We start from the raw sequence: 11875 nt of genomic DNA on the forward strand, positions 1-11875 counted from the left end.
CTTAGACGGCGCGTTCGCGGGCCTGCTGGGCGGCCGCCTTCACGGAGCCGAGGTGGACCGGTCCGTGCCCGGGCAGCAGCACCTCGGCGTCGAGCCGCTCGATCAGGTCCAGCGAGGCCACCGCACGGGCGCGCTCGTGGTGGAACATGTCCGGCAGCAGCTGGGGTCCCGCGATCCGCGAGGTCATGTGCCCGCTGACCAGGGCGTCGCCCGAGATCACCACCCCGGCGTCCGGCAGATGGAAGACACAGTGGCCGTCGGTGTGCCCCGGGGTGTGCACCGGGACCGGCCGGCCGGGCAGGTCCAGCGGGCCGTCGTCGACCGGGAACGCCTCGGGCGCGGTGACCGGGTGCTGCTGGGCGCCGCCGACGCGCAGCACGTGCACCAGCCAGGGCACCACACCGGGACGCCACGCGTTCCCCAGCACAGCGCCGACGCTCACCTGCTGGAGGAACTCCCGGCGGGCGTGCGGCACTTCCGCCCGGTGCGCGAGGACCGGGGTGCCGTACGTCGAGCGCAGATACTCGGCGGAGCCCAGGTGGTCGTTGTGGGCGTGGGTGATCAGCACGGCCGCGACCGCCTCCGGCGCACTGCCCACCGCGGCCAGGGACTCCAGGAGCTGTTTCCGGTCGCCGGGGTAGCCCGTGTCGATCAGGGTGACGGCGTCCCCCTCGCCGAGGATCACCCAGTTGGTGTGGGAGCCGTGCACCAGATGGATGCCGTCGGCGACCTGTCGTACGTCCGCGCCCATGATCGTCGTCCCGAGTGGTGAGGAGCCTGTCAGACGGGCACAGCAAAGCAGATCAGGACGGGGGCGCCAACGGCGGGGCGGCGCGCGGCCCGAACAGGAAGCGCGTGACCGTAGTCCGGCGCACCCCGTACTCGTACAGCAGCGGGGTCACCAAGTTGCCGGGATTCGGCCGCGCGCAGCCGCAGCCACTGCGGGACCGGGATGATGGGCAGGGCCGCGAACACCAGCGGGACGCCGAGGCGCGGCAGCCGCTCACGGGCGAAGCCGCCCTGGCCGCGCCGGTCGATCGAGTACCGGGCGCCGAGCCCGGCGACGAGGAACAGCATCGGCATCGCCAGCGCCGAGTGGAACAAGACCAGCCCCACGACCCTGGGCCCGGGGCGCCGCTCATGCCGTCAGGGTCACGGCGACGATCAGCACGGCGACCAGGACGTCCAGCACCAGACAGAACTCGGCGTACGGGCGGGTCACCACCCGGTCGATCCGGTGGTGCCGGGCGTCCCAGAGCGCATGCCCGAGCAGTCCTCCGGCGACGAGATACGCGGCCGTGTCCCCGCCCACCCCCACCGCGAGCGCGGCCGCCCCGCCGAAGGCGAGCATGGCGGCGATCTGCAGGGGCAGGCCGCCGGGTGCGTCGAGGGCGCCGGGGCGCAGCGCGCAGAACAGGAGCGGGACGGCCAGGGCCAGCAGCACCCAGGTCGGATCGAGGTCGCCGCCGCCCAGCACCCCGGTCGCGGCGATCGCGACGGTGGCGGCGAGGAACAGCGGCCACACCGCCGACGGCCGGCGTAGCGCGGCGGCGCCCAGATAGATCAGCGCGGACGCCGCCAGCGCGGGCGCCAGGTCGACGCCCTCCTCCAGGTCGAGCGCGAGGAGTGCGGTCGCCCCGATCCCCGCCCAGGTGGGCCAGCGGCGCAGCAGGACGGACCGGGGCGCGGTGGCCGGCGCGGGCTCCGGTGGATGCGTCATGCCTGCCAACGTACGGAGCCCCGGGCGGCGGCGACACGGGTGGCACCGGCTCCGTTTCACGACGCGCACCGTTCCGGCCTTTTCGGAGCCTTGACCCCTGCTCGGCGCTCCACGATGCTGTGTTGCGGCACATGAGATGTGTGCCGTATTGAGCAACATTTTAGACTCAGGTCCCGTACCAGCCGAGGAGTGGCCATGGCTCACCAGGTCCGTGCTGTCGTCGCACGCGCGAAGGGTGCCCCCGTCAGCCTGGAGACGATCGTCGTCCCCGACCCCGGCCCGGGGGAGGCGCTGGTCAAGATCCAGGCCTGCGGGGTCTGCCACACCGATCTGCACTACCGCGAGGGCGGCATCAACGACGACTTCCCCTTCCTGCTCGGCCACGAGGCCGCCGGCATCGTGGAGTCGGTGGGGGAGGGCGTCACCGACGTCGCGCCCGGCGACTTCGTCATCCTGAACTGGCGCGCCGTGTGCGGCCAGTGCCGGGCCTGTCGGCGCGGCCGCCCGCAGTACTGCTTCAACACCCACAACGCCCGGCAGAGGATGACCCTCCTCGACGGCACCGAGCTGTCCCCGGCCCTCGGCATCGGCGCCTTCGCGGAGAAGACGCTGGTCGCCGCCGGGCAGTGCACCAAGGTCGACCCCGCCGCCTCCGCGGCCGCCGTCGGACTGCTCGGCTGCGGGGTGATGGCGGGCATCGGCGCGGCGATCAACACGGGCAACGTGGGACGCGGCGACAGCGTGGCCGTCATCGGCTGCGGCGGCGTCGGGGACGCGGCCGTCGTCGGCTCCCGGCTGGCCGGCGCGGCGAAGATCATCGCCGTGGACATCGACGACCGCAAGCTGGAGACCGCGAAGAAGCTGGGCGCCACCCACACCGTGAACTCGCGCGAGAACGACGCGGTCGAGGCGATCCGCGAGCTGACCGGCGGCTTCGGCGCGGACGTGGTCATCGAGGCGGTCGGCCGCCCGGAGACGTACCAGCAGGCCTTCTACGGCCGCGACCTGGCCGGCACGGTCGTCCTGGTCGGCGTCCCCACCCCGGAGATGAAGCTCGAACTTCCGCTCCTGGACGTCTTCGGACGCGGCGGCTCGCTGAAGTCCTCCTGGTACGGCGACTGCCTGCCCTCCCGCGACTTCCCGATGCTCGTCGACCTCTACCTCCAGGGCCGTCTCGACCTGGACGCCTTCGTCACCGAGACCATCGCCCTCGACGAGGTCGAGAAGGCCTTCGAGCGGATGCACGGCGGCGACGTCCTGCGCTCGGTGGTGGTCCTCTGATGCCCGGCGCCCGTATCGAGCACCTTGTCACCTCCGGGACCTTCTCCCTGGACGGCGGCACCTGGGACGTCGACAACAACGTCTGGATCGTCGGCGACGACACCGAGGTGATCGTCGTCGACGCCGCCCATGACGCCGACGCGATCGCCCGGGCCGTCGGGGACCGGCGGCTGGCGGCCGTCGTGTGCACCCACGCCCACAACGACCACATCGACGCCGCCCCCGCCCTCGCCGCGCTCACCGGCGCCCCGGTCCTGCTCCACCCCGACGACCTGCCCCTGTGGAAGCAGACCCACCCCGACCGGGCGCCCGACGGCGAACTGGCCGACGGACAGGTCATCAGCGTCGCCGGCGTCGATCTGGCCGTGCTGCACACCCCCGGCCACGCCCCCGGCGCGGTCTGCCTGTACGCGCCCGCCCTGTCGGCGCTCTTCAGCGGCGACACGCTGTTCGCGGGCGGCCCCGGGGCCACGGGACGGTCGTACAGCCATTTCCCGACCATCGTCGACTCGATCCGCGACCGGCTGCTGACGCTGCCCGGGGACACCGTCGTCCACACCGGACACGGGGACACGACGACCGTCGGCGCGGAGGCCCCGCACCTCCAGGAGTGGATCGACCGCGGCTTCTGACCGCCCTCGCCGCAGCCCTCCGTACGGCGCCCGCACCACCTGTTTGCGCAGGTGGTGCGGGCGTTTCGAGCTGCGTCGGGGGCGTGTGACGAGGCGGTCCGAAGCGGCTCTGCGGAGGCCTTGACAGGGGTTCTGGGCGACCTCAGACTAATGTTGCGCTTTCCGCAATCCGTTTCGCTATACGCACCGAGGTGTCATGATGATTCCCGCGTGCCGTCTCGAGGACCTCCCGCGAGGCGAGGCCCTCCGGCTCGACATCGACCCGCCGGTCTCGGTGTTCCACACCGATGACGGCGAGCTCTTCGCCATCGACGACACCTGCACCCACCAGGACGCCTCGCTCGCCGACGGCTGGCTGGAGGGCTGTGAGGTGGAGTGTCCGCTGCATGCCTCCAAGTTCGACCTGCGCACCGGCGCGGTGGACGCGCCGCCGGCCAAGCTGCCGGTGCGCACCCACGAGGTCGTCGTCGAGGACGGCATGATCTTCGTCAAGGTCTCGGAGGCGGCCCCGAACCTGCCGCCGTGCGTGGCGTCCCGGCTGGCCGGGGGTCCCGCGTGAGGACGGTGGCCGTGGTCGGCGCCTCGCTGGCCGGTCTCTCGGCCGTGCGCTCGCTGCGCAAGCAGGGCTACGACGGCCGGCTCGTCGTCATCGGCGACGAACTCCACCGCCCCTACGACCGGCCGCCGCTGTCGAAGGAGTTCCTCGCGGGCACCCTGGGCGAGGCTGACCTCTCCCTGGAGACCGAGGAGGAGGACCTGGGCGCCGAGTGGCTGCTGGGCTCCCGCGCCATCGGCCTCGACCGGGCCGAGCGGGCGGTACGGCTCGCCGACGGGCGTGAGCTCAAGGCCGACGGGATCGTCCTGGCCACCGGTGCCGCCGCCCGCACCCTGCCCGGCTCGGAGGGGCTCACCGGGGTGCACACCCTGCGCACCCTGGACGACGCCCGCGCCCTGCGCGCGGAACTCGCCGCAGGCGGGCGGCTGGTGGTGATCGGCGGCGGGTTCATCGGCGCCGAGGTCGCCTCCACCGCGTACGCCCTCGGGCTCGACGTGACGGTGATCGAGGCGGCGCCCACGCCGCTGGCCGGTCCGCTGGGCGCCGAGATGGGCGCCGTCGTCTCCGGCCTGCACGCCGACCACGGCGTACGGCTCCTGTGCGGGGTCGGCGTCAAGGGGCTGAGCGGCGAGACCCGGGTCGACGCCGTGCTCCTCGAGGACGGCCGCAGCGTTCCCGCCGACATCGTGGTCGTCGGAGTGGGTGCCCGCCCCTGCGTCGACTGGCTCGACGGCTCGGGCATCGAGCTGGACAACGGCGTCAAGTGCGGCGCCGACGGCCGCACCAGCCTCGCCTCCGTGGTCGCGGTCGGCGACTGCGCCAACTGGTACGACCCGCGGGCCGGCGCGCACCGCCGGGTCGAGCACTGGACGGGCGCGCGGGAGCGCCCGGACGCCGCGATCGCCACGCTGCTCGCGGGCGGGGCGGTGCAGCCGGGGGTGCCCAAGCCGCCGTACTTCTGGTCCGACCAGTACGGGGTGAAGATCCAGTTCGCCGGTCACGCGGCCGGCGCCGACACCGTCACCGTCGAAGAAGGCACGGCCGGGGACCGCGACGTCCTGGCCGTCTACCGGCGCGCCGGGACTCCGGTCGCCGTGCTCGGGATGAACCAGCCGCGGCTGTTCACCCGCTGGCGCAAGCAACTCGCTGCCGCCACCGTCTGACCTCACCCATGTTTCGACGCCGTGCGGAGTCGTTCTCGCCGGCGCGTGAATGATCCGCCCACGACGTTTTCCGAGGAGTGCACCGTGACCTCGACCAGCCTGCCGGACAGCCTGATCGCCACCCTTCCCGGCTCCTCCTACACGGATCCCGGGATCTTCGCCCAGGAGCAGGAGCACATCTTCGAGACCATGTGGTTCTGCGTGGCGCGGGCCTCGGAGCTGGCCAAGCCCGGGGCGTTCCGCACCGTGGACGTGGGCCGCGAGTCCATCCTGATCACCCGGGCCCGGGACAACTCGATCCGCGCCTACTTCAATGTGTGCCGCCACCGCGGGGCGAAGCTCTGCACGGAGGAGACCGGTGAGGTCAAGCGGGCGTTCCAGTGCCCGTACCACGCCTGGACCTACGACCTGAACGGCAAGCTCGTCGCCGCCCCCAACCTCACCAAGATGCCCGACGTCGGCCGCACCGAGTACGGCCTGACCGCCGTCGCCGTGCGCGAGTGGCTCGGCTATGTGTGGGTGTGCCTGGCGGAGAACCCGCCCTCCTTCGAGGAGGACGTGCTGGGCGCGGTCGTGGAGCGCCTCGGCGACGTCGCCTCGATCGAGCGCTACGACGTCGACAACCTCTCCGTCGGCAAGCGCATCACCTATGACGTGAAGGCCAACTGGAAGCTCATCATCGAGAACTTCATGGAGTGCTACCACTGCGCCACCATCCACCCCGAACTCACCGAGGTGCTCCCGGAGTTCGCGGACGGATACGCGGCCCAGTACTACGTGGGGCACGGCGCGGAGTTCGGCGAGGAGATCCAGGGCTTCACCGTGGACGGCTCCGAGGGCGTGGACCGCATCCCCGGGGTGGCCGAGGACCAGGACCGCCGCTACTACGCGATCACGGTCAAGCCGCAGGTCTTCATCAACCTCGTCCCCGACCACGTCATCTTCCACCGCATGTACCCGGTGGCCGTCGACCGCACGATCGTCGAGTGCGACTGGCTGTACCTGCCGCACGTGGTGGAGAGCGGCAAGGACGTCAGCCGGTCCGTGGAGCTGTTCCACCGGGTCAACGTGCAGGACTTCGAGGCCTGCGAGCGCACCCAGCCCGGCATGAGCTCCCGGATGTACGCCAAGGGCGGGGTCCTGGTGCCCAGCGAGCACCACATCGGCGCCTTCCACGACTGGGTCAACGAACGCCTCGGCACCCCCCAGGGGTGACGCCCCCCGGGGTGACTCAGCCCAGGTAGCCCATGCGGTGGCTGATCTCCGCCGCGCCCTTGAGGAGAACAGGGGAGAGCTCGTGCAGCCGCTCCTCGGTGAAGCGGTACGAGGGGCCCGACGCGCTGAGCGCCGCGATGACCACGCCGTCCCGGTCCCTGATCGGGGCGGCCATCGCGTGCAGCCCGATCTCCAGCTCCTCCAGCGTCCAGGCGTAGCCCCGCTCCCGGGCCTCCACCAGGTTCTTCTCCAGCTTCGTCTTCGCGGTGATCGTGTGCGGGCCGACCTTCTCCAGGCCGGACTTCGCCAGCACCGCGGCCCGCTCCTTGGCGGGCAGATGGGCCAGCAGGACCTTGCCGCTCGACGTCGCGTGCAGCGGGGTCAGCTCACCGACCCAGTTGTGCGCGGCGACGGCCGCCGGACCGCGCACCTGGTACAGATTGATCGCGTAGTGCTCCTGCATGACCGCGATGTTGACCGTCTCGCCGATCTCCTCCGCGAGGCGCTCACAGACGGGACGGCCCTGCTGGGTGATGTCGAGACGTCCCGTGACCGCGCCGGCCAGGCGTACGATGCCGAAGCCGAGCCGGTACTTGCCGCGCTCGCCCGCCTGCTCCACCAGACCGCGCGCCTCCAGGGCGCCGAGCAGGCGGAACGCGGTGGACTTGTGAACATCGATCTCGGCGGCCACCTCGCTCACGCCCGCCTCGCCGCGCTGGGCCAGGATTTCCAGCACGCTGATGGCGCGGTCGACCGACTGCACTCCGCCGGACTGTGAACTCGACGTTTCGGTGTCTGTGCTGTAGTTGCTCACAGCGCAACTATACGTGTAGTAAACAACGCCTTTGCAAGTAACCCGATCGAAATCAAGGCCATGCAAGTTGCGTGGCACGCAACCTAGTGCGTATAGCGCTACTGGTATTAGCATGCGTCGCACTATCAGTCGCACAATCTATGGCGCAAGCGAGACGAGGGCTCCATGGCTTCCCTGCAGTACGACTTCGTCATCGTCGGTGGTGGATCGGCCGGCAGCGCACTGGCGAACAGGCTCTCCGCGGATCCGTCGAACCGGGTCCTGGTACTGGAGGCCGGCCGGTCCGACTACCCGTGGGACGTGTTCATCCACATGCCGGCCGCCCTGACGTATCCGATCGGCAGCCGCTTCTACGACTGGAAGTACGAGTCCGAGCCCGAGCCCCACATGGGCGGCCGCCGCGTCTACCACGCGCGCGGCAAGGTGCTCGGCGGTTCCAGCAGCATCAACGGCATGATCTTCCAGCGCGGCAATCCCCTGGACTACGAGCGCTGGGCGGCCGACCCCGGCATGGAGAGCTGGGACTACGCGCACTGTCTGCCGTACTTCCGGCGGATGGAGAACTGTCTGGCCGCCGACCCCGACGACGAGTTCCGCGGCCACGACGGGCCCCTCGTCCTCGAACGCGGCCCGGCCGACAACCCGCTGTTCGGCGCCTTCCTCAAGGCCACCGAGGAGGCGGGCTACCCGCCCACCGACGACGTCAACGGTTACCGGCAGGAGGGGTTCGCCAAGTTCGACCGCAACGTCTCCCGCGGACGCCGGCTGTCGGCCTCCAAGGCCTACCTCAAGCCCGCCCGCAAGCGGTCCAACCTCACCGTCACCACCCGCGCCCTGGTCACCCGCGTGCTGTTCGAGGGCAAGAAGGCCGTCGGCGTCGAGTACCGCAAGGGCCGCGGCGCCCTCAAGCAGGTCCGCGCCAAGGAAGTCATCCTCTGCGGCGGCGCGATCAACTCCCCGCAGCTCCTCCAGCTCTCCGGCGTCGGCAACGCCGAGGAACTGCGCTCCCTGGGCATCGACGTCGTCCACGACCTTCCCGGCGTCGGCGAGAACATGCAGGACCACCTCGAGGTCTACATCCAGTACGGCTGCAAGCAGCCCGTCTCCATGCAGCCGTACCTGGCGAAGTGGCGCGCCCCCTTCATCGGCCTGCAGTGGCTGTTCCGCAAGGGGCCGGCCGCGACGAACCACTTCGAGGCCGGCGGCTTCGCCCGCAGCAACGACGACGTGGACTACCCCAACCTGATGTTCCACTTCCTGCCCATCGCCGTCCGCTACGACGGCTCGGTGCCGGCCGGCGGCCACGGCTACCAGGTCCACGTCGGGCCGATGTACTCCGACGCGATCGGCTCGGTGAAGATCAAGAGCAAGGACCCGAGCGAGCACCCCGCCCTGCGCTTCAACTACCTCTCCACCGAGCAGGACCGCCGCGAGTGGGTCGAGGCGATCAGGGTCGCCCGCAAGCTCCTCAACCAGCCCGCGCTCGCCCCCTACAACGACGGGGAGATCTCGCCCGGCCCGTCGGTGGAGACCGACGAGGAGATCCTCGCCTGGGTCGCCAAGGACGGCGAGACCGCCCTGCACCCCTCCTGCACGTGCAAGATGGGCACCGACGAGATGTCCGTCGTCGACCCCACCAGCATGCGGGTGCACGGCGTGGAGGGCCTGCGCGTCGTCGACGCCTCGGTCATGCCCTACGTCACCAACGGCAACATCTACGCCCCGGTGATGATGATCGCGGAGAAGGCCGCCGACCTGATCCTCGGCAAGGAGCCCCTCTCCCCGTCCAAGGCCGCCTACTACCGTCACCGCGACGCCGAGAAGCAGGCCGGGTAGACCTTGGCCGCCGACGGGCTGCGGACGCTGCTGGAGCGCGTCCGCTACGAGGTACTGCCCGCGAAGGCGACCGAGGAGAAGGTCCTCGCCCATGTGCCGCGCGATGTCGTCGTCACGGTGACGGCGTCGCCGGTCAAGGGCCTGGAACCGACCCTCGACCTCACGGCGCGCCTCGCGGGGCACGGCTACCGCGTCGTCCCGCACGTGCCCGCGCGGCTGCTGCGGGACGACGCGCACCTCAAGGAGGTCACCGGCCGGCTCCGCGAGGCGGGCGTGGACGACGTCTTCGTGCCCGCGGGCGACGCGAACGCGCCCGCGGGGGCCTACGACGGCGCCCTGCCGGTCCTGCGCAGGCTGAGCGAGCTGGACAGCCCCTTCGCCCGCGTGGGCATCACCGGTTACCCCGAGAGCCATCCCCTCATCCACGACGACCTCACCATCCAGGCGATGTGGGACAAGCGTGAGCACGCCACGTACATCGTGAGCAACCTCTGTTTCGACGCGCGCGTGCTCGGTGACTGGATCGCCCGGATCCGGCGCCGGGACGTCGTCCTGCCCGTGCACGTGGGCGTCGCCGGCCCCGTGCAGCGGGCCAAACTGCTCGCCATGGCGACGAAGATCGGCGTGGGGGAGTCGACGCGGTTCCTGACCAGGCACGCGTCGTGGTTCCTGCGCTTCGCCACGCCCGGGGGCTATGCGCCCGAGAGGCTGCTCGGGCGCGCCGAGGAGGCCCTCACGGCGCCCTCCGCGGGCGTCGCGGGCCTCCATGTGTTCACGTTCAACCAGATCGCCGAGACGGAGCGATGGCGGCGGGCCCTGCTGGACCGGCTCGCGGACTGACGAGAGCCGTATACAACCCTCTCGAGCCGCTCCGTCGATGCGTCATGCACAACCCTGTGAGCGATACGCACCCCCTGCGAAATCGTCATCCGCCAACCTCTTGACGGATGTCCGTACATTGGCCAGGGTGTTCCACCACAAGCAATTGAATGCACAATGCGCAACGCATTTCAGCTGAAGGGCTTGGCGCGTGGCAGACCTGTATGTGGACGGTGAATGGCGGGAGCCGGTGGCCGGAGGCCGCCGTGACATCCGATGTCCCGCCGACGGCACGCTCTCCGCGACCGTATCGGAAGGGACGCGTCCCGACACCGAGGCGGCGATCGCCGCGGCCCGTCGGGCCTTCGACGAGGGCCCCTGGCCGCAGACCCCCGAGCGAGAGCGCGGCGCCCTGCTGCTGCGCACCGCCGACCTCATCGAGCGCGACGCCAAGCTGTTCGCCCGCGCCGAATCCCTCGACACCGGCAAGCGGCTGGTGGAGAGCGAGTACGACATCGCCGACGTCGTCTCCTGCTTCCGATACTACGGTGGCCTCGGCGGAACCGACGCGGGCCGCGTGATCGACACCGGCCGCGACGACGCCGTGAGCCGCGTGGTCTACGAACCCGTCGGCGTGTGCGGGCTGATCACCCCCTGGAACTACCCCCTCCTCCAGGCGTCCTGGAAGGTGGCCCCCGCCCTGCTGGCCGGCAACACCTTCGTCCTGAAGCCCAGCGAGCTCACCCCCTCCACCTCCATCCTCCTGCTGAAGGCACTGGAGGAGGCCGGACTCCCGGCCGGCGTGGGCAACCTCGTCCTGGGCGGCGGACCCGAGGTCGGCGCCCCGCTCTCCGAGCACCCCGCCGTCGACCTGGTCTCCTTCACCGGCGGCCTGGAGACCGGCAAGCGGATCATGGCCACCTCCGCGGCGACCGTGAAGAAGGTCGCGCTGGAGCTCGGCGGCAAGAACCCCAACGTGATCTTCGCCGACGCCGACTTCGAGACGGCCGTGGACTTCGCCCTCACCGCCGTCTTCCTGCACTCGGGCCAGGTCTGCTCGGCCGGCGCCCGCCTGATCGTCGAGGACGCCCTGCACGATCGGCTCGTCGACGAGATCGTGCGCCGGGCCCGCCGGATCCGGCTCGGCGGCCCCTTCGACCCCGAGGCCGAGACCGGCGCGCTGATCTCCGCCCAGCACCTGGCCAAGGTCGAGGCGTACGTCGCGGCCGGCCTCGCCGAGGGCGCCGTCCTGCGCTGCGGCGGCGAGCGCCCCACCGACCCCGCCCTCGCGGACGGCCACTACTACCCGCCGACCGTCCTCGACGAGTGCCGGCAGGACATGCGCGTGGTCCACGAGGAGTCCTTCGGACCCGTGCTGACCGTGGAGCGCTTCACCGACGAGGACGACGCCGTACGGATCGCCAACGACACCGAGTACGGCCTCGCCGGAGCCGTCTGGACCCAGGACGCCGGAAAAGCCCAGCGGGTCGCCCGGCGGCTGCGCCACGGCACGGTGTGGATCAATGACTACCACCCCTATGTGCCGCAAGCGGAATGGGGTGGTTTCGGACACTCGGGCGTGGGCCGCGAGCTGGGACCGACCGGCCTGAACGAGTACCGAGAGCCCAAGCACATCTGGCAGAACATCCAACCCCGGCCGCAGCACTGGTTCCGCGGCTGAACGCCGAAAAGAGGGCGATCGTGACCCCCACGCAGACCGAGGTATCCCAGCGGCGCGGCACGCCTCAGGATGAGGACGGCGCTCCGGTCATCTCCGTGCGCAATCTGTGGAAGGTGTTCGGGCCGAAGGCCGAGCGGGTGCCGGGTGACGCGGAGCTG

12 protein-coding genes and 1 pseudogene are annotated in these 11875 nt (G+C 71.0%); 9 read left to right on the forward strand and 4 right to left on the reverse strand.

The genetic code is table 11. The annotated features are described in order from the left end of the window. Nucleotide 1 precedes the first annotated feature (1 nt). Genes ABZ464_RS45370 through ABZ464_RS45380 form a run of 3 tightly spaced genes read right to left on the reverse strand, consistent with a single transcriptional unit; the run spans nucleotide 2 to nucleotide 1720 of the window. On the reverse strand, nucleotides 2–751 hold the full coding sequence (locus ABZ464_RS45370; RefSeq protein WP_359287800.1) for an MBL fold metallo-hydrolase: 750 nt from the start codon (nucleotides 749–751) through the stop codon (nucleotides 2–4). 29 nt (nucleotides 752–780) lie between these two features. Continuing rightward, nucleotides 781–1116, reverse strand: a complete 336-nt coding sequence (locus ABZ464_RS45375; protein ID WP_359287801.1) for a hypothetical protein — start codon at nucleotides 1114–1116, stop codon at nucleotides 781–783. A 22-nt stretch (nucleotides 1117–1138) separates the two neighbouring features. Continuing rightward, nucleotides 1139–1720 carry a hypothetical protein gene (locus ABZ464_RS45380; RefSeq protein WP_359287802.1) on the reverse strand — a complete coding sequence of 194 codons (582 nt, stop codon included), beginning with the start codon at nucleotides 1718–1720 and terminating at the stop codon, nucleotides 1139–1141. A 195-nt stretch (nucleotides 1721–1915) separates the two neighbouring features. Here ABZ464_RS45380 and ABZ464_RS45385 point away from each other — a divergent pair, with 195 nt between their 5' ends. From ABZ464_RS45385 to ABZ464_RS45405, 5 genes are all read left to right on the forward strand, one after another. After that, a complete protein-coding gene (locus tag ABZ464_RS45385; protein ID WP_359287803.1) occupies nucleotides 1916–3001 on the forward strand; it encodes an S-(hydroxymethyl)mycothiol dehydrogenase in 1086 nt (361 codons plus the stop codon). Then, complete coding sequence (locus ABZ464_RS45390) at nucleotides 3001–3633, forward strand: MBL fold metallo-hydrolase (protein WP_359287804.1); 633 nt, start codon at nucleotides 3001–3003, stop codon at nucleotides 3631–3633. Before ABZ464_RS45385 ends, ABZ464_RS45390 begins: the two co-directional genes overlap by 1 nt. Nucleotides 3634–3829: 196 nt before the next feature. Next, nucleotides 3830–4192 carry a bifunctional 3-phenylpropionate/cinnamic acid dioxygenase ferredoxin subunit gene (locus ABZ464_RS45395; protein ID WP_359287805.1) on the forward strand — a complete coding sequence of 121 codons (363 nt, stop codon included), beginning with the start codon at nucleotides 3830–3832 and terminating at the stop codon, nucleotides 4190–4192. Next, entirely contained in the window at nucleotides 4189–5352 is a 1164-nt protein-coding gene (locus tag ABZ464_RS45400; RefSeq protein ID WP_359287806.1) for an FAD-dependent oxidoreductase, read from the forward strand. Before ABZ464_RS45395 ends, ABZ464_RS45400 begins: the two co-directional genes overlap by 4 nt. Nucleotides 5353–5436: 84 nt before the next feature. Then, a complete protein-coding gene (locus tag ABZ464_RS45405) occupies nucleotides 5437–6567 on the forward strand; it encodes an aromatic ring-hydroxylating dioxygenase subunit alpha (RefSeq protein WP_359287807.1) in 1131 nt (376 codons plus the stop codon). 16 nt (nucleotides 6568–6583) lie between these two features. On the opposite strand, the gene ABZ464_RS45410 is transcribed toward ABZ464_RS45405, so the two are convergent. Next, nucleotides 6584–7330, reverse strand: coding sequence for an IclR family transcriptional regulator (locus ABZ464_RS45410; RefSeq protein ID WP_359287817.1), 747 nt, complete (start codon nucleotides 7328–7330; stop codon nucleotides 6584–6586). Between the two features lie 216 nt (nucleotides 7331–7546). Between ABZ464_RS45410 and betA the strand changes: the two genes are divergently transcribed. The 4 genes and pseudogenes from betA to ABZ464_RS45430 form a co-directional block, all read left to right on the forward strand. Continuing rightward, on the forward strand, nucleotides 7547–9217 hold the full coding sequence (betA, locus tag ABZ464_RS45415; protein ID WP_359287808.1) for a choline dehydrogenase: 1671 nt from the start codon (nucleotides 7547–7549) through the stop codon (nucleotides 9215–9217). 3 nt (nucleotides 9218–9220) lie between these two features. Then, complete coding sequence (locus tag ABZ464_RS45420; RefSeq protein WP_359287809.1) at nucleotides 9221–10057, forward strand: 5,10-methylenetetrahydrofolate reductase; 837 nt, start codon at nucleotides 9221–9223, stop codon at nucleotides 10055–10057. Nucleotides 10058–10247: 190 nt separating this feature from the next. Beyond that, nucleotides 10248–11717: an aldehyde dehydrogenase family protein gene (locus ABZ464_RS45425; RefSeq protein ID WP_359287810.1), complete on the forward strand. Its 1470-nt coding sequence runs from the start codon at nucleotides 10248–10250 to the stop codon at nucleotides 11715–11717. Between the two features lie 20 nt (nucleotides 11718–11737). Then, nucleotides 11738–11875, forward strand: a pseudogene (locus ABZ464_RS45430) (glycine/betaine ABC transporter ATP-binding protein); the annotation flags it as partial.

Source organism: Streptomyces sp. NPDC005820 (assembly GCF_040630255.1).
Classification (GTDB): Bacteria; Actinomycetota; Actinomycetes; order Streptomycetales; family Streptomycetaceae; genus Streptomyces.

Coding starts and splice junctions, on each gene's coding strand:
- ABZ464_RS45370 (WP_359287800.1), bottom strand. CDS start 751: ATGGGCGCGGACGTACGACAGGTCGCCGACGGCATCCATCTGGTGCAC.
- ABZ464_RS45380 (WP_359287802.1), bottom strand. CDS start 1,720: ATGACGCATCCACCGGAGCCCGCGCCGGCCACCGCGCCCCGGTCCGTC.
- ABZ464_RS45385 (WP_359287803.1), top strand. CDS start 1,916: ATGGCTCACCAGGTCCGTGCTGTCGTCGCACGCGCGAAGGGTGCCCCC.
- ABZ464_RS45390 (WP_359287804.1), top strand. CDS start 3,001: ATGCCCGGCGCCCGTATCGAGCACCTTGTCACCTCCGGGACCTTCTCC.
- ABZ464_RS45395 (WP_359287805.1), top strand. CDS start 3,830: ATGATGATTCCCGCGTGCCGTCTCGAGGACCTCCCGCGAGGCGAGGCC.
- betA (WP_359287808.1), top strand. CDS start 7,547: ATGGCTTCCCTGCAGTACGACTTCGTCATCGTCGGTGGTGGATCGGCC.